Here is an 18,451-nt window from a genome sequence, read left to right as displayed (position 1 = left end):
CTTTTCTCCTAGGTCGCCAGATCGCCAAAGCAGACGTACTTCAATTCCATGTATTCCTGGATTCCATGCCGCGAACCTTCGCGACCAAGTCCAGATTGCTTCCACCCTCCGAACGGAATGGGCGGCCCGGTGAACGAAGCAGTATTGATGCCGACCATGCCGTACTCGATCCTCTCGGAGAGTCGGATCGCTCGACGTAGGTTTTCGGTATAGATATATGCAGCCAATCCCATTTCGCTTGCATTGGCCCGAGCGAGAACCTCGTCTTCGGAATCGAAAGGAAGCACCGCAGCCACAGGCCCAAACGTCTCTTCCCGGGCGATCAGCATGTCGTCCGTGACATCAGCAAGGAGAGTTGGAACAACGAAGTTCTGCCCCAGACTTAAGTTTTCCTTCTCAGAAATCTGCCGCGCTCCCTTTGCGATGGCATCCTCGATTTGTACCCTGCACTTGTTTGCCACCGACAGTTTGGTCATTGGCCCGATACTCGTCGACGGCTCCAAGCCGTGGCCAACCTTCAGGCGAGCCATCGACGCTGCAAACGCATCCAAGAAGGCACTGTAGACGCCTCTTTGTACGTAGATCCGGTTGGCTGCCAAACAGTCCTGCCCCGAAGTGGCAAATTTGGCCGCCATTGCCCCGGCAACAGTCTTTTGAAGATCGACGTCGTCGAAGACAATAAGGGGAGCATGCCCTCCCAGCTCGAGGGACACCTTCTTCACCGTTTCGGCCGAGCGTTCCAAGAGAAGACGACCAACCTGCGTGGAGCCGGTGAACGACAACGCTCGTACTCTAGAATCGCGCAACAACGGCGCCGAAAGCTCGATTGGGTCGCCGACCAGAACTTGAATGACACCACGCGGGATTCCAGCCTCTTCGGCCAATCTAGCCACGGCAAGTGCGGAGAGCGGAGTTTCGGGAGCAGGCTTTACAATGACCGGACACCCAGCTGCCAAAGCAGCACCGGCTTTTCGCGTGATCATGGCAACGGGAAAATTCCACGGAGTGATCGCCGCAGCGACGCCGATCGGCTGCATGCGAACCTGGAGTAGGCTTCCAACTTTGTGACTGGGGATTGTCTCTCCGTATGCACGCTCTCCCTCTGCAGCAAACCAGTCGAGAAACCCGGCTCCATACGCAATTTCGTAACGCGCTTCCTCGAGCGGCTTACCCTGCTCACTCGTGACCAGAATGGCGAGCTCCTCCGAATGCTGGCGCATCAACTTGGCCCAGCATCTGAGGATCGCCCCACGCTCCACCGGCAACAGACCTCGCCATGCAGGAAAGGAATGCTCAGCCGCTGTGATCGCCAAATTGATATCTGCGGCGCTGCACCGGGAAACCTCTGCAATCTCCTCGCCAGTCGCAGGATCGACCACAACGTCCTTTTGCGCGGTTGCGATCCAGTTCCCATCGATGAATGCGCATCCCGCAACGAAATCGCGACGCTGCAAACCTTGGAGAAATTTCTTGGCGAGGCCGACCGAACAAAGATTTCTGTGTCGGATATTTTGAACGTGCATTGAAGACTCGGTTGGCCACCTGTTGGAACGCTTATGCATGCAGCATACTTGCTGCCCTAAACGTATTGGCGTCGCATTTTCCGGTCCTTGGGCCGATTTTCTGCATCACGCCACCTTTCGCAAGGAAATCCATCTCAACGAATGGGGGGCCATGCCGATCACGGAACGCGAGCGCCTGATTGAGGCTGACGCGCTCAGCTGGGGCAATGTCAATTATCTCGCCCATTGCGCGCGCTGGTGCTCATGGGCGTCGAGCCAAGAGACCCGAGAATGATGCTCTGACTGATGCCTGTGGTACTAGGCTAATGCGGTGGCCAAGCTTCTTGCGCGGCGCGGGTGCAGAGAAAGCATTTTCGCGAGCTGTCAAACGTACCCTTGAGCTCGTCACAGGGCGGCGCGCGCCCGATAAGATGTCGCATTGGAGCTGGCGCGTTGTCGAAAACAGCTAGAAGAGCAGACCTCGAGGCAGGGCTGCCGGCTAAGGAGGCGCCATGCTCAGCGTGAGAACAAGACGCCTCCCGTCCTCCAGTATAACGGACAGGAGAGGGTCCTCATCGGCGGTCTTGCTGACCAGGATCGCGACCTTGCGTCGTTATCTCATGAGCGCCATCCTGAGATCCTCGTTAAGGATCTCACGCGAGTCCGAAAGCATGGGATTCGCCATAGCCACTCTCCTTGTCGTCAGCATGATGCAACGCTGACTAACTCTTGCAGCATGAGATTTGATGCATCGCTTGAGCCATCACCCGTGGCTCCGCTGATTCGTAGCGAATTCCGGGATGTGAGCAGCGCAACCGGGTGATCCCGTCGGACGATGGCGCGCGATCGGCTCCTGCGGCTTGACCCGCATATTGATCTGCGGATGTCGCTTCCCGCTGACCTTGCCCCCGGGGCTTAATCCAGTTTGAAGTTCGTTCTGGCCCACGACGAGGACCAGAGCATGAAGCGTAGCCGCTTTACGGAAGAGCAGATTATCGGGATCTTGAAGGAGCACGAGGCCGGGGTGTCGGTCGCCGATCTATGCCGCAAGCACGGCGTGAGCGACGCCAGCATCTACAAATGGAAGGCCAAGTACGGCGGGATGGACGTCTCCGAGGCCAAGCGGCTGAGGACGCTGGAGGACGAGAACACGAAGCTGAAGCGGCTCCTGGCTGACGCCATGCTGGACAATGCGGCGTTGAAGGACCTTTTGGGAAAGAAGTGGTGACGCCCGCGGCCAAGCGGAAGGCTGTCGCGCATCTCGTGGATGCCCACGGGATGAGCGAACGGCGGGCGTGTAAAGCCATCGGCTGCTGCCGCATGACCATGAGATATCGGACGACCCGAGCGGATGATGCCGGCGTTCGCCAGCGCATGAAGGCGATCGCCCAGGAGCGCCGCCGCTTCGGCTATCGGCGCCTGCATGTTCTGCTCAAGCGGGAGGGCTTTGCGATCAACCACAAGAAGCTATTCCGGCTGTACCGGGAAGAGAAGTTGGTGGTGCGCCGCCGTGCCGGCCGCAAGCGGGCGATCGGGACTCGGGCGCCGATGACGGTGCCGATGGCACCGAACGACCGCTGGTCACTGGACTTCGTCTCCGATCAGCTCACGGATGGCCGCCGCTTCCGCATCTTGACCGTGGTCGATGACTGTACCCGCGAGTGCTTGGCGCTGGTGGCCGATACCTCGCTCTCCGGGGCCCGGGTGGCGCGGGAGTTGGATCGGCTGGTCATGGAGCGCGGCAAGCCAAAGATGGTGGTCAGCGACAACGGCACCGAACTTACCAGCAACGCCATCCTGACCTGGGCCGATCGGAGCCGCGTCGCCTGGCATTATATCGCTCCGGGCAAACCCATGCAGAATGGCTTCATCGAAAGCTTCAACGGTCGGCTCCGGGATGAATTGCTGAACGAGACGCTGTTCACGTCGCTGGCTCAAACCCGCGTCGCGCTCGGATGCTGGCGCGCCGATTATAACTACACACGACCGCACTCACAGCTCGGATGGAAGACACCCTCCGAGTTCGCCTTTACCTGCCACCCGCGCCGGGATCTGGCGCTGCGCTATGCCGATGGCTCCGCGCCAGCTCCCGTCGCTACCACCGCCCAACTGGGCAAATCCAATGGCTTGAGCGAACTCAGAACTGGATAAAATCTGGGGGCAAGGTCACCGCCGGACGGCTTTCGAGAGGGAGCCGACTGCGCTGGATCCACGTTGATACCGCGCGAACGTTACCGATCGCTCGCTCCAGCAGGATACGAACGTCTCGCTGCGACTGGCCGACTGCGCTTCAAGGAGACGCCTGCGCGATTTCTCGCCGGCCCCGATCGATGAAACGCGGCGTTCAACAGCCCGCATCCGATGCCGATCAACCACAAACTCAAAAGAGAGGTCGAAAACGCGCTCCTTGGTTGAAATCGTTCAAGCACCTAGGATACTAATGTCACAAACAGATTTGCTTCGCATTTTCCCGTCATCCGGACGGTTTCCTGCATCACACTGCCATTTTGCGGCGAATTTCTCTGGAGTCTAATAGATGCAATACGACAGAACAGATGCCCGCATTCTTGAGATCGTGCAGAAGAACAATCGTCTGACCTCCGAGACCATCGGTGAGCTCGCAGGGCTATCTGCCACGGCATGTCAGCGGCGACTGAAACGGCTTCGTTCGGAGGGGATCATCGAGGCCGACGTATCGATAGTGTCGGCAAAGGCTGTAGGCAGGCCCATTCAAATGCTTGTTCTGGTGAGTCTCGAGAGAGAGCGGGCAGACATAATCGACAGGTTTAAAAAGGCAATCAAATCGTCCGTTGAAGTCGTCAATGGATTCTATGTTACTGGTGACGCGGACTTCGTCCTCTACATTACAGCGCGCACCATGGAAGACTACGAGCAGTTCACCCGGCGTTTCTTTTATGAAAACCCTGACATCAAAGGATTCAAGACCATGGTCGTCATGGATCGCGTCAAGGCGGGGTTTGCTATTCCGGTAGAAAGTCCTGACGAAGATTGAGATTGCCGGCGTCTCACAACATGTACTCTCGCCATCGCGCCTTTTTTAGTCGCTCCTCTGCGTAGAACGCGAGAAAGCTGCACTGCCTCTCTTGTACTCTCTAGATGTACACAGAGATGGAAGAGCGCTTGCAGTTTAGCCCTCGAAACAAATTGAGACTCCCGAGTGTCGGGTCGCGCTCCATTTTCGAGTTCTATACAAGCGATGATGCGTTAGCAAACGGACCATACTCCTCGAGCGCTGACCTGCCGCGCTGCGAAGGGCTCGCGCTAGAGCACGTGCAGGATGGGTCCGGGAGATGTCTTCCGATCACCGAGCGCAATCAATACGCACTTGGAGAGAGCGAATGAACGATAAGCGCCAGGAAGCCGATAGCCTAGGAAAGCTCGAGGTTCCTCTCCGAGCTTACTACGGCGCTCAGACTATGCGCGCGATCGATAATTTTCCGATCTCCGGAATTCCGGTCGGCCATCTCTCGCAACTGATCTACGCATTGGCGATCGTCAAGAAAGCCGCGGTTCTAGCTAATGCAAGGCTCGGCGATATTTCAGAGCCCAAGGCCAGCGCAATTGCGACTGCGTGCGATGACGTCGTCTCTGGCACTTTGGTTGCCGAGTTTCCCATTGACGTTTTTCAAGGGGGCGCTGGAACCTCCACTAACATGAACGTCAACGAAGTGATCGCAAACAGAGCACTCGAGCACCTAGGATTTCCTCGTGGCCGCTATGACGTTGTTCATCCAAACGATGACGTCAATCTCTCTCAATCAACGAATGATGTCTATCCAACTGCGATTCGACTGGCCATTTTGTTGGCCCACCGGTTGCTAGACCGAGAGCTACGCCAGCTTGCGGACGAGTTTGGGCAAAAGGGTGCCGAGTTTGCAAGCGTTATAAAGTTAGGCCGCACACAATTGCAGGACGCAGTCCCAATGACACTCGGCCAGGAGTTCACCGCGTTTGCTATCACTATGCGAGAGGACGTCGCCCGGCTCGAAGAGCTCGTCTGTCTCTTTAGAGAGGTGAATCTCGGCGGCACTGCCGTTGGTACCGGCATCAATACCAAGCCCGATTATGCGCGTATCGCTGTGGAGGAGCTTTCCAAGCTCACAGGGATTTCATTCATGCCGGCTAATAATCTGATTGAGGCATGCTGGGATACCGGCTCCTTCGTCCTATTTTCTGGCATGCTGAAGCGCACAGCCACAAAGCTCTCTAAAATTGCGAACGATCTGAGACTCTTGTCGAGCGGGCCTCGGGGAGGCTTTTCTGAAATCAATTTGCCAGCTCTGCAGCCGGGTTCTTCCATTATGCCCGGCAAAATCAACCCGGTTATTCCTGAGGTCGTGAATCAAGTTGCGTTCCAAGTGATCGGCGCGGACCTGACCGTGACTCTCGCCGCCGAGGCCGGACAGCTTCAACTCAATGTCATGGAGCCCGTCATCGCGTACAACATGCTGCAATCCTTATCTCTTCTAACTAATGCCGCTCGAGTCCTTCGCGAAAAGTGCATACGCGGTATAACCGCCAATGTGGAACGCTGCCGAGAACATCTAGAGGCAAGCACAGCCATCGTAACAGCTCTGACCCCTCTGATCGGATATGAGCGAGCGTCAGACGTGGCCAAAATAGCTCTGAAGACGGAGCGGAACGTTTGGGACGTTCTCAAGTCAGAACTGCAGCTTACACCGGAGCTGCTCGACCAGTTACGAGACCCATCCACTTTGACAAGACCATGGAAAGCGCAACAGCTCGACGTGGCGAAGAATTCATCCGATCTCCAGCACATCAGATAGACCATCTATCAGGGCCGCTGCCAGCTTCACGCCGTGTTCACGGGCAAATTCCGATAGTCTTTTGCGCAACATTAAGCCTGAGCCGAACGTCCTCCACCACCCGCTGGGAATGTGGTGCTGCACACCGAAGCCAGCGTGGGGCCAAATTCCTAAAATCGGATCAAGCACGAAAGCACCTGACAATGTGCTGTTCGCGAGAAACTGATCGGGCCGGTGCCATGCGTCGCGACCGAAAGAGCTGCGCTTATGAATGATTCCTCAAGTCCTAAGACCTTTCGCGTCGATGGCATCTTGGCACCGCTGCACAACAGCACGTTTCGGCGCATTTGGCTGGCGAGCCTATTTTCCAATCTGGGTATTCTCATTCAAGGTGTCGGTGCAGCCTGGGCGATGACGGAGATGACGTCCTCGGCCGACAAGGTTGCGCTCGTCCAGACAGCATTGATGCTGCCAGTGATGTTAATCGCAATGCCTGCCGGGGCAATTGCGGACATGTATGACCGTCGTGTCGTGGCTCTCATTGCGCTGTCGATCGCTCTTTGCGGTGCGGCCACACTGGCAGTGGTCGATTGGCGGGGCCTTACAACGCCGGATCTGTTGTTAGGGCTTTGCTTTGTGGTCGGTAGCGGAATGGCATTGATGGGGCCCGCCTGGCAATCATCCGTCAGCGAGCAGGTGCCGGCCGAAACATTGCCGGCGGCGGTGGCACTGAACGGGATCAGCTATAATATTGCACGGAGTTTTGGACCCGCGATCGGCGGCATCGTGGTTGCGGCCGCCGGCGCAGTCGCAGCTTTTGCTCTCAACGCGGTTCTTTATCTTCCGCTGATTGTGGCCCTTTTGCTGTGGAATCGTGTGGCCGAACCATCGCGGTTGCCGCGCGAGAGGCTGAGCCGCGCGATCATCTCGGGTGTACGGTACATTACAAACTCGCCGAGCATCAAGATTGTGCTGGCACGCACCATGGTAACCGGCCTGATCGGCGGTTCCATCTCGGCGCTGATGCCGCTGGTCGCTCGCGATCTCTTGCATGGCGGAGCACAAACCTACGGAATCATGCTCGGCGCGCTGGGATTCGGATCCGTGATTGGCGCGCTCTTTATCGGCGAAATGCGTAAGCGAATGAGCGGCGAGGCGGCGGTGCGCGCCTGCACTCTCTCTATGGGCGGTGCTATGGTGGCGGTTGCGCTCAGCCGCCAGTCGGCGCTGACGGCCGCCGCCTTAGTCTTGGCGGGAGCTGTATGGACGATAGCGTGGACTCTGTTCAACATTGGCGTACAGCTGTCTGCCCCCCGGTGGGTGGCGGGCCGCTCGCTTGCCGCATGGCAAACCGCGTTCTCCGGCGGGCTCGCCATCGGCAGCTGGGGCTGGGGACATCTTACCGATGTCGCAGGCGTCCAGACGGCGCTGCTCGTCTCAGCGGGACTGATGCTGATCTCACCGCTGCTTGGATTGTGGCTGCGCATGGCTCCCATTAGCGAACGCCAGCAAGACGGCGAGGCGTTGGCCGATCCAGAAGTACGGCTCCCGCTGACTTATCGGAGCGGCCCTCTGGTGGTGGAGATTGAGTATCGCGTCGCGCACGAGAACGCGCGCGCCTTCCACAATTTGATGCAAGAGGTACAGCTCTATCGACAACGCAATGGAGCCTACGGCTGGTCCATCGCACGCGACATTGCCGATCCCGAGCTGTGGACAGAGCGCTATCACTGCCCGACATGGCTCGATTATTTGCGCCAGCGCAATCGATGGACGCAGTCAGAGCGTGCGCTGGATCGCCGAGCGGTAGCTTTCCACATCGGCCCTGGCCCCGTACGCAACCGGCGCATGCTGGAGCGCCCGTTCGGATCGGTGCGTTGGAAGGAAGACGTTCCCGACCGCGGCACAGACGAAGTGTTGCCCGTCGACCGACCGCTGGCGAGAACGAACTAACGGGGAGCGAAATTGTGCCAATTGGAATTTCAATTGACCCGCCTGAACGGTCTTTTGAAGAGTGGACGGAGCACTCACGCGAACAAGCTCGCTGAAGTTCTACATGCATGTTTGATGCCACGACGCTCATCCCTTGAACTGCAGAGCGGCAATGAGCCGGTCCTCGCAGCTCGGTCGAAACCCGTGTTGATTCCTTCTTAATGCTCCGTCGGCACCCGAGCAATTAATGTCGGGATTGAGTTTGCGCTTGTCGCACTCCTTCACGACTTTCACATAGACCTTGAGGATCTCGGGCTCCGTATGGTCGAGCTTCGGCGCTGAGCCATAGAGAAGCCGACATCTGAGGGGCCGGCATAGACACCGTCGATACCCTGGACGTCGAGGATCGCCTCCGTGTTCTAGATCGCGGTCCTCGTCTCCATCATCGACAGCACTACGATATCGTTGGTCGCTATCTTTTGGTATGTGCTGGCGGTGCCGTACATGCCGACGCGGGATTAGCCCGCTGGAGCGAGCGCCTGTCGGCGGATACTTCGAATATGAGACGAGGCTCCTACGCGAAAGGCGTCACGGTCCAGCACCTTTCCGGTGATGCCGGGCTCATTCCAAGGCGCCCTACCATCGGAGTTACAGGATGACGCTCTATGCCTTGGAGGCACAACACCATGGAGAGATAGTCTTGCACGCCACGTTGCAGGTCGACCGTCACGCTATCGAAGCCGCATTGGGCGATCACCTCGGCGGAGACGCAGGAGGGTATCGCGAGCCAGGCATTCACCACCGCTTTGCGGATGACGCATTTGTTTGACTTTGTTTCCCATGACGTACTTTGCCTTTGCTGCCTTGCTCTCGCGAGGGCCACTCGCAACGAGCGATCCGCAAAGCCAGGAAGGAATGTCGCCTACGCGGCCTGCCAGAGGTCCCTCCTTGGGACGTTTCCTCCTGACTGCTAGCGAAGCGTAAAGGCGTCATCCTAGGTGGGTCTGAAGGAAGCGTGGAGAGGCCCGATGGACAAAACCGGATAACGAGGGCCTACCCAGCCGGAGGAGCGAGCCAAGATCGCAAAGTCCACAGTCATCAAGCGGTTGGGGTGGTAAATCCGGGGGGCGTGTAGGGAGGCGGTCTCGGGATATCTCCGGTGTGTCCGGGAGACAGGACTGAGCGGGCGCGCAACTTTCGTGATCGCGACGGAAGTCAGCGGGCGGCATAGTAGGCGGAAGGAGCTTCGCTGAAGGCCCGAACGCCGGAAGACCTCGAGACAGCCATGCGGCTGATATCCAGGTTCACTGGCCTTTGGAGCGGCGGGAAAGGGTGAAGCCCGGACGGCGCCGCTCGCGTGGCGGTGGAAGTCATCTACTCAGCTTGATGGCCGAAGAAGTTAACGAAGCACAAGGCGCAATCGCGAGGTGGAGTCTGAAGAACGCGTGGAACCACGTCTTCATCCTAGTAGTCAAATCGGCCATATTGTCGCGCCGAAGAGAGTGGGAACCTGATCTTTATTGGCATTAGGGAGAATGCGGCTGATTAGCATGAGGTCAGCTCGTTGGATTGGACACCGGCGACGCCCGCGGAGTGATCCCGCCACCGCTCAGGAACACTCCGCTGGCATCGAGAGGTGCTACGTGCCAACAGCGCTTCCCAAAATATTGATTCCAGTTTCCTCACCAAAGTAGGTAGGCGTCGATCTATTGTTCATGCTGTACCATCAGTGAGTAAATCGCCGCGCGGTAGGACACAGCTCATCACGATAGGACAAGGTTCAGCAATGACAAGAGCAGCTAGTCCGCTGCCCTTTAAAAGCATGTCATGGAACTCATCGAAACGCGCCTTGTCACCGACGGTGAACTGCAAGTCAACAACATCACGCGCCATCATGTCACAAGATATTACCGCAATCAGATTACCATCAGCGGTCACTACGAGCAGCTTAAACGTATTGTGGAGCCTCCAAATCGGAGTGCGCCCTTGCTACCTTGTTCAGAGTCGGCCGGTGAAGGGCGCGTCCCATTTTCGGGTTTCATTGCGTTGCGGGTTAGAGATTACGCGTGGCATCAACCAATGTCTCAGCAGCGTCCAGAAGACATTCAAATACATTTTATCCCACGACACGTGGAAGAGCTTGATCCTCGACCTGCGAGATGATGGCCGCGTGTATATGCGATATCATCAATACAAGGTACCGAAACGATTGGGAGGATATTTTCCCGGCCGCACGTCGAGGCTCCCTACTGGTTGGACGATTTGGGCCGAAGGATGAGATCGGAGGACATGCAATGCTGGTTACTGCCGGAGAGCGCGAGGGATACAAAGCACAGTCCCCCTATACGGCCGAACACGGGCGGTGGCGGCTTGCTGCCGCTGTCCAGAGGAATGGCCGGAATGCGATTGATGCTAGAGCAGACGTGGCTCAGGACATTTGCATGTGCGAGCGGGTGCACTCCCGGACGGCAAACGGTGTTGCTCGTCCATTTCTCGCATGATCGAATGCAGTCTATCAGTGAAAGCACGGTCGGTCTCTGCATCACGACCAAGCTAGCGCAGGTGACCCCGTGAGCAACTCGGCGTAGTGCTCGCTAGGCTGCCGATGCTGTCCACCTCAGCTCGCCTACAATAGTTCTTCTTTGGTCGTGGGTGGCCCCAGTTCCAAGTCCGCCGAGAGCGCACTGCTCGTTTCACTGAGTGTGTGGAGATCGTGCTGCTTCGAAGACATACTCGAGCCCATAGTAGAAGCAGCTTAGAAATCTCCTCAGCTCATGCCCATGCGCGCTAACCGGAGTTCGAGGGCACCGATCTGACGGGCTTTGACGATAGCACCGGTGGCGCATCTCTGACGAGAAATTGAACACTGGCGACATGGCCGCGCTGTTCTGTTTGGTAAAGAGACTGATCTGATGCACTTTGGGGAGAGACTTACGTACTTGTCACAGAACTGGCGCCTAGCTTGAGAGTGTCCGTGCTGGGTATTGGATGTGCTCCGTTGAACGCGCAGGATATGACAGCTGCGGCACTCGGCGAGCGCATTTGTGTTGAATTCGCAGGACGTGGGTGCGCTGCCGAGTGGCTGCTAGATCGGACTTGTGCCAAGTCCCATGGCGCGAGCACGCCCTCTATGGTCCCGCTGCCCAACGCGCGCCTTCGCGAGATGCCGGGCCGGCTCCGGAATCAGCAATCTACCCCCTGTCAAGAAGCGCGGAGCTCACGGATTGGCGCTTCTCGCAAACTCTGGATCGCGTGCGCGTGCTTCTGCTTGAATGCAAACGCCAATAGAACTGACCAGGTGTTTCGGACGCGACGTTGTGGCTTAAAAGGCCGTCAGCATTCCGCCGCGTCGTCGCTGGCAGAAATCCTGGTCCGTGCTCGATAATCCAAAGTTGGAAGGACGTCATGCCACTTCGCAACCCACCTCCCCTCGTCTTTGGCGAGATTAAAATAAGCGTATCCTATTACTGCAATCTTCGTTGCGAACACTGCTATGTTCCCGAACAGCATAGAGCTCGATACAAGAGACGTCTGGAGCCACCACAATTGACTATGAAGGAAATCACTAATTTTGTGGACGTTCTCGTTGAAAGATATAGCTTGAAAAAGGTCATCGTAACCGGTGGCGAGCCGCTTCTCAAAATCGTGTTTCCCCGCTCTGCAACCCTGATGGCCCATGCTGCAAACAAGCGGGGCCTTCACGTCCAGTTAAATACTGGGGGACTTGGCCAAATTCCGATCCGTGATGTTGCGTCGCTCTTCGACGATCGCGAGAAGCTCAGTTTCCAATTCAACTTTGATGCTGCAAGCGCGGAGCCGGCTGACCGCTTTCGGACCAAGCGGGGAGCTCACAAATCGGCACTCCGGCAGATGGCCGAGGCAGTCAATTGCGGGGCCTTGGTAAAGGCTAGGATGATCGCTAGTCGGCATAACATCCATGAGGCGCCGAACGCCTATCGCATATTGTCGTCGATCGGCGTCGACTCTTTCAGAATTATGCCGATGTTCGCCGCAGGTATCGCTATCGACGACGAAAACACACATTCGAACTCGGCTGAGGAGATTAAAGAACTTCAGGCGACTCTAATCGCAATGGCTGCACAGACGTCGACACGCCTCGAGCTGCCGATTCCAATTCTCGTTGGCACGGCAGAACCGCGGCCGAACGTTAGATTCACCGAATGCAACTGTTGCCTCGCTTCGGGCTATCTCTCTACAAATGGCGACCTCTACCCCTGTTCCTACGCGATCGGTGATCCTGACAGCCATAAGTTTGTTGTCGGAAACGTCCGGTATCCGGGGTTTGACCTTGAAACTGCTTGGCGAAGAGCTCTTAAGAGATACCAGTCGAACAGCGGCTGCGCTCACTGTCCAATGCAGATAGTCCTTCTCAATAACATTGAGAGCCGTGCGGTTGCTTGCGCATAATCAAGAGAAAGGCCGTTCGCCATATCCCGTGACCTCAGCAGGAGATAACTCTGCGTGGTGCGATACCCCCCTAGACTCCGTGAGCGTCACGAGAGGATCACCGTGCTCTGCCTTGACTTGCTCGGAACGCTTTGGATCGGCCGATCGAGGTGATTGATGCTGCCTTGCATGATGATAGGGTGATCGCGGGTTCGAGCGCGCAACGGGGACCTCGGAATGACCAGAGAGTCGCAGCTAAGGGAGAAGCTTCGGACAGATCGGCGACCTTGTTGATCGGCCTTCGTCGCCCACGAGCTGGGTGGCTAGACTGTGGCGCAGGAGATCTGCCCTCAAACGCGACCGAGCTCGATCCCGCCATGCTGCAATCGCTTCCGCACGATCCTCGGAACAGACGACCCGTACTTGAATGGTCCAATGGCCGCGTGACGGGCAGGAACAGATAACTGACTATCGACCTTCGGTCGAGCTTGCAGAATGTAGCCGGCGAGCGCGGCGCTGGTCTCCTCGATGAGCCGGGCGCTCAATCATGCTTGCCCTTGGTGCGCCGGACAAAAACCCCCTCAGCTCGCCAGTCAGTATCCCGGAGCTGAAGAGCGCGTAGCTCGCCGTTGCGAACGCATGTGGTGGCGAGCAACAACAGGATAGCTCGATCGCGAAGGTCATCCGGCGTCGCCTTTGCCGATCGCATTGATGACGCCGCAAACATCATCTCACGCAAGCCGGGGCGGTAAGTGGGCCAGTCGCCACCTGGCGTTTTCTTGGAACGGCGGGAGCCAGATCCACTTCGTGGTGGCCACTCCGATACAGAAAGCGAATAAACGTCCAGTTGTGAGAGATCGCCGCGATGCGAGTGCCGGAAGAGCCGAGTGCGACAGCCGACACTCGATAGCAGCGCCGGCTGCCTCCATGGCCAGCGCCGGCGGTTCATTAACCAGGGCCAGCGTTAGGCCTGCATGCGTCAGGTCGACGCGGCAAGCGTGGTCGCGCGAGCTGTCTGACTTCGCGACCGAAGGGCCCAATCCCGAGTCCATGTATTGGGTGAGGTCTCAAGAAATTGAACAATGACACCGGTTAGCCCAACGGCGATCAAGCCCCGGGGCAAAAAGGGTAAAGAAGGCTACTTCATTGACAAGCTGGGCAATGAGGTCACAGGACCAACCGAAGTCACACGTCGTAAGCCAACCAATGAGAAAGCCTCCTTCCCTTTTTCGGCCAGTACCCGTCCAATGAACGCTTGTTCGGTTTTAAAGACGCGGCCGTGAACGCCACCGCGATCTCGCCCAAGTTAAACTCGAAGAGGTGATTGCCGCGGCCCGCCCGACTGGCAGTAGAAGTCCCGCTTCGGCGTCGTGCGGATGAGAATCTCGATTTGCCTGTTATTCAGTCCAAACCGCGGATAGGTGGCGGTGATCTGCGGCTAGATGGCGCGATCGTTCGGCAACATACGCGTCGGCCAGCTCTCGATGGCGGCGGGAGCGATGGTAAAGCCCTCGATCTCGGCCAACGACTGGGCCGCAAAGATTACGCAAGCGTGCATTCTTCGAAAGCGTCTTCAGCCATTCACGGAGCTTGTCGGAGAATCAGCGGTCGTCCAGGGCGAGGCAGCCCTCCGATAACGAGAAACGTTGGATGGCTGGTCAAAGCGATCGTCAATGCGATGAAAGAGACCGGCCACGACTACCAGCGTGACGGGTGTTCCGATCAACCGGTTGGTTCCCAAGACCTGAACGGATGATTCCCCGAGCCGCTCGGAATCACCCCTGGTTGGAGCGTGAGACAGTCGAGAAAGGCTCCGTTAGAGTTCGTATGCATCAGCTTCACCACTTTGTATTCTTTTGGCTCTTTCAAGAGGCCATCCAGCATGCTGCACCGCGACGACTTTGCGAAGTCGGCGAACTCTCGTCACTTCGACAGGCACTTCGGCGCCCATCCGACCGGCGCGGCCTGCCCACCCGCTGTACGCTTACCGACTCGTTTGATCGCCGCATGTAAATGCCGCGTTGGTTGAGGTCGCCAAACGAGGCTGAAAACGCATGATAATTGATTGTTCACGGCGCGTCCCATGGCGATTTCGGTTTCCGCTTTTCGGGAGACGTATTTTATGGTGTCGAACGGCACTCTTCGGAACACACGTCCTCACCCCTGTCGGTGGAAAACGCCTGGAGAGAGCATTGCACGAGGTCCCCTTTTGCTGCATTCACGGTAGGCGCCGCGTCTAGCCACTTCAGCCCCAGCTCGGCCAATTCGATTGCTCGCTCCCTCTCTACCAGCCTCATGGTAATACTGTGCGATCGCCCCATAGGACAGGTACTTCGCACCCTCGCCGCCTTGCGGCGGTTTCGCCGCCAGGATGTGTTCGGACAGCTCCTGGCCCATCGCAAAGCGCTCGGCACGCGGGAAATCGGAGTAGTCCTTCGCCGGATCGAACAGCTTGCGAATCGCCACGCTCATCCAGACCACGGATTTCTTGTCGATTGCGTCGCGAACCAATCGGCGCAAGACGGGTAGGCCAGCCGGCATATCGCGCATCTTGTGAAGCAGCAATTCCGCTTGAAGCCCACGGAAGGTAACCTCGTCCGGCATCGCCGCAAGGGCCTCCTCGACCGCCGAAAGCGCCATCGGCCAATCCATACGCTTCATGGCCGATCTAATTCTGGCGAGGATTGGCTCAATCAGCGCTCGCTTCTGCGATACCTCGCGCATTCTGCGTCGATTCCATTTGATCCGCTCCACATCCAGAGCCGTCGCTTCTTCGCTGTTCAACCAGCATCCGTCCAGAACCTTAGGACGCCATCGAGCTGTATTGAATGACAGATAAAGGCGATCTTGCCGCCGCGGTCGACAACAAAAGAGGTGGGATTTCCGACGGAGGAGCTGGGCTCTATCCAATGCTTGTTCATTTCGCCTGGTGGCGCCAATGAACCGACGCCCAGCCCGTTCTCCAAGTGAACTTTACTTGCACTCTCACTCGAACTGATCATCCCTCAACTCTATCCGTTGGCTCTGCGACGTGAGCTTGCAACTCGCAGGCCAACTAGCTCTCACTGGGGATACTCAGTTTTCCCACTCGAACACGTCAGCTTTGCGACGGTTGTCACGCGCCTGACAAGCTGCTTTACCTTCCTAGGCCGCGTCACGAGTGGAAAACGCGTTGCTGATGTGCCCGTCCAGACGACTGAGAGGGAAATAAGGCCAACACTAAGGTTGGCTTTCACCAATCCAATCCGCATCTTCATCAGTTTTCAAGAGACAATCCGGGCGCTCGGGCTCGCAAGCTCAACTGACCGACCATCGCTCGTACGCCTTCGGTCCAGTGGGATCACTGATTTCCAATTCGGCTCCTTGAGGGCCAGAGGATTATGAACCAACCAAGGGCCGTGAGCTGCGACGGAACATTGAGGCTAGGCTACCTGATACGCTGCGGGATATGTCCATTCTTTGCCGGCCATTGCTCGACAATCAGACCCGACCCGTACTGCACGAGGAACGCCCACCCGAAATCTAAAGCATTGAGTCCCCGATGTGCGCGCGAGCAGTGCTATGATCGCCTAACTAAGTGCGCTGGCTAATCCGACCACCGGCACAATGATCCACGACGGTAATGACAGCCAGGGCGAATGCAAGATCAGCACGAATTCGACGACGATGAATATCGCTGCCACGAGTGCCAGCACTGCTTCGGTATGCTGCCGTGCCGGCGTTTCCCAGTCAGCGAGCAGCCGAGGCGCAATGCGCAAATGCTTAGGGCTATTGCGATGACGAACGACTGTGTGACAAGGCTCATTCGAGCCAACCCTTTGACATCGCTAGCTGAGATGCGCGCGCGCAACGACCGTAATGCACACGAGGATCCGATACGTGTTGCAGAAGCTGGTGCAATCCTCCAGAATTGCCTAGCTGCATAGAAGTCTTCAGAGTGACTGCACAGCTATTGACTGACGTCTGCGGCGCCGAGCTGCACCAGTAGGCGATCTTGACTTTGGTCGCGTTTAATCAAGCACACCACCGCCTTGACTGCGCCGAAAATGACGATCTTCGTCGCTTCTGGCGTTGCGACACTCGCCCTCCTTCATTGCGGTCGCAGGCGATAAAGACTGATACATAGCGACTCGCTCTTCGTAAATTTTGGTGCCATGCCCTCGCCGGCCATGCAGGCTTAAAATTCCGGCTCCTATTATCTCCTCATCAGATCAAGGAGCACTCTCGATTCCTGGCTGAATTTTCCGGCCCCCTCGCCTGAGCTCAGCGAACTGTCGGCGCATGACAAACAGTGCAATCATTCCGCCGCCCAGCTCGGCGATGGCTTGACTGGCCAACACCCCGCTGAAGCCAGACATGACAGGGAACCACAGTACCGCCGGTATGAAGAGATATCCTTGTCTCGCGAAAGACACGACCGCGCTGAGGCGTACTCTCCCGAGCGACTGAAGCATCGTCGTCACGAAACTCTGAACACCGTAAAGTCCAAAAAACAGATGAAAGACGATGCAGCTCGAGACGGCAATTTCCGTGACCTTATCGCTGTCGCTGAACAGCCTGACCAAAGGCCGGACAAAAACCATAACGGTCGCGGAATACGCAAAGGAAAGCGCAACCGTGATGGAGAGCATGAACTTCGCAACCTTCAGTACACGGGCAAAGTCGCGAGCGCCCCAGCCGAACCCCAGAACAGCTTGAGACCCGATACAAAAGCCGGTGATAGGCAGCGCGCCGATGCTTAAGATTCTTACAGCGATTCCAACCGCTGCGATGAACTCGTCACCGAACCGAGCAGCAGCTCCGTACAAGAACATAGCAGCAAGAGCGGATAACACGCTCGTCATTGTCGCCGGAGCACCAATGAACGCGAGCTGCCTGATGCGATCTACTCGCAACGAGACCCGAGATATCCTGACGAGGACGATCCCGCGCCGCTTGGCAAAATATCTGATGTAGAGGCTGATGGCAGCGATCTGAGATAGCAACGTTGCTAGGGCTGCGCCTCGCACGCCCAGGTCCAGTAGGAAGATGAAAATGGGATCAAGCAAGGCGTTCAATGTGAAAGCACTCAGCATCGTCCACATGCTGAATCGTGTGTTGCCTTCGGCTCTGGCAATAAAGCCGCTGACTATGTTTAGGAGCATCACGGTAGACCCCAGCAAGAGGGTCGTAGCGTAATCGAGCGCGATGGGCAGAATGGTTGGAGTTGCCCCGAGTGCGACGAAGGTGCCTCGCAGGCCTAAAAGCAGCGCGACGGTCATAATGATACCGATTGGAGCGGCGAGCGCAAGCGCGGTACTCGCACCTCGACTCGCCTGCACCTCCTTACCAGCACCAAGATGACGAGATATGAAGGAGGCGGTTCCAACACCGATCCCCTCGCCCGCCGCCGCGAGAAAGACCACGATCGGCATGGTCATGCTGACAGCTGCGATCGCTTGCGCGCCAAGTGCCCCAACAAAGATTGTGTTGAGGAGCTGCTGTAATGCGTTGATCGACAAGCCGATAACAGAAGGAATGGCGAGCCGCATGAGAAGGCTCGGAAGGTTTGGGTCCGATAGATCGATGTGCTGGTTCTTCTTGGGCATCGTATCGCGACCGCTATCGACGGCGACCTCCGCATGGCGCTCATTCATGGCTCAACTAACGACTGCCCAAGCTCTGAGATGTATTGAAATCGTCAAACAGCCGACCTAGGTCGAGCTGAGGCTATCAATTCAGGGCGAGTAGTTGCCGACAAGGCCTCCAAACGCACCAGAGAAGGCGGCAAGCAACACATCAAAGTCCCGACAATGCGCTGATCTTGCTGCAATGGTGAGGAGA

Annotated in this window: 11 protein-coding genes and 2 pseudogenes; 6 read left to right on the top strand and 7 right to left on the bottom strand. The window is 57.2% G+C overall.

The annotated features are described in order from the left end of the window. Positions 1-8: 8 nt before the first annotated feature. Complete coding sequence (locus ABIA40_RS01305; protein WP_404538382.1) at positions 9-1,523, bottom strand: NAD-dependent succinate-semialdehyde dehydrogenase; 1,515 nt, start codon at positions 1,521-1,523, stop codon at positions 9-11. 37 nt (positions 1,524-1,560) lie between these two features. Between ABIA40_RS01305 and ABIA40_RS01300 the strand changes: the two genes are divergently transcribed. From ABIA40_RS01300 to ABIA40_RS01280, 5 genes are all read left to right on the top strand, one after another. After that, positions 1,561-1,797: a hypothetical protein gene (locus tag ABIA40_RS01300; protein WP_404538379.1), complete on the top strand. Its 237-nt coding sequence runs from the start codon at positions 1,561-1,563 to the stop codon at positions 1,795-1,797. 666 nt (positions 1,798-2,463) lie between these two features. Next, a protein-coding gene (locus ABIA40_RS01295; protein ID WP_225174769.1) for an IS3 family transposase occupies positions 2,464-3,653 on the top strand; the annotation gives its coding sequence in 2 pieces (ribosomal slippage) (positions 2,464-2,713 and positions 2,713-3,653; 1,191 coding nt in all). Between the two features lie 385 nt (positions 3,654-4,038). Further along, positions 4,039-4,515 carry an Lrp/AsnC family transcriptional regulator gene (locus ABIA40_RS01290; RefSeq protein ID WP_404538376.1) on the top strand — a complete coding sequence of 159 codons (477 nt, stop codon included), beginning with the start codon at positions 4,039-4,041 and terminating at the stop codon, positions 4,513-4,515. A 346-nt stretch (positions 4,516-4,861) separates the two neighbouring features. Beyond that, complete coding sequence (locus ABIA40_RS01285; protein WP_404538373.1) at positions 4,862-6,310, top strand: aspartate ammonia-lyase; 1,449 nt, start codon at positions 4,862-4,864, stop codon at positions 6,308-6,310. Positions 6,311-6,556: 246 nt separating this feature from the next. Beyond that, positions 6,557-8,242 (top strand): MFS transporter, encoded by a 1,686-nt coding sequence (locus ABIA40_RS01280; RefSeq protein ID WP_404538370.1) that lies wholly within the window; start codon positions 6,557-6,559, stop codon positions 8,240-8,242. 174 nt (positions 8,243-8,416) lie between these two features. On the opposite strand, the pseudogene ABIA40_RS01275 reads toward ABIA40_RS01280, so the two are convergent. Both ABIA40_RS01275 and ABIA40_RS01270 read right to left on the bottom strand, forming a co-directional pair. After that, positions 8,417-9,063: pseudogene (locus ABIA40_RS01275) on the bottom strand (HpcH/HpaI aldolase/citrate lyase family protein); the annotation flags it as partial. 871 nt (positions 9,064-9,934) lie between these two features. Further along, positions 9,935-10,117 carry a hypothetical protein gene (locus tag ABIA40_RS01270; protein WP_404538367.1) on the bottom strand — a complete coding sequence of 61 codons (183 nt, stop codon included), beginning with the start codon at positions 10,115-10,117 and terminating at the stop codon, positions 9,935-9,937. A gap of 1,509 nt (positions 10,118-11,626) precedes the next feature. Here ABIA40_RS01270 and ABIA40_RS01265 point away from each other — a divergent pair. Then, a complete protein-coding gene (locus ABIA40_RS01265) occupies positions 11,627-12,649 on the top strand; it encodes a radical SAM protein (protein ID WP_404538364.1) in 1,023 nt (340 codons plus the stop codon). Positions 12,650-13,169: 520 nt separating this feature from the next. Here ABIA40_RS01265 and ABIA40_RS01260 read toward each other — a convergent pair. From ABIA40_RS01260 to ABIA40_RS01245, 4 genes and pseudogenes are all read right to left on the bottom strand, one after another. Beyond that, positions 13,170-13,337: a tyrosine-type recombinase/integrase gene (locus ABIA40_RS01260; RefSeq protein ID WP_404546128.1), complete on the bottom strand. Its 168-nt coding sequence runs from the start codon at positions 13,335-13,337 to the stop codon at positions 13,170-13,172. 436 nt (positions 13,338-13,773) lie between these two features. Further along, a pseudogene (locus ABIA40_RS01255) lies at positions 13,774-14,399 on the bottom strand (conjugal transfer protein TrbE); the annotation flags it as partial. A gap of 386 nt (positions 14,400-14,785) precedes the next feature. Then, a complete protein-coding gene (locus ABIA40_RS01250) occupies positions 14,786-15,412 on the bottom strand; it encodes a hypothetical protein (RefSeq protein ID WP_404538362.1) in 627 nt (208 codons plus the stop codon). 1,427 nt (positions 15,413-16,839) lie between these two features. Then, entirely contained in the window at positions 16,840-18,264 is a 1,425-nt protein-coding gene (locus tag ABIA40_RS01245; RefSeq protein ID WP_404538359.1) for an MATE family efflux transporter, read from the bottom strand. Positions 18,265-18,451 lie beyond the last annotated feature (187 nt).

Source organism: Bradyrhizobium sp. USDA 223 (assembly GCF_044909005.1).
In the GTDB taxonomy this organism is placed as follows: domain Bacteria; phylum Pseudomonadota; class Alphaproteobacteria; order Rhizobiales; family Xanthobacteraceae; genus Bradyrhizobium; species Bradyrhizobium yuanmingense.
Note: the sequence above shows the minus strand (reverse complement) of the source record. Positions and strands in the feature narration are given on the sequence as shown.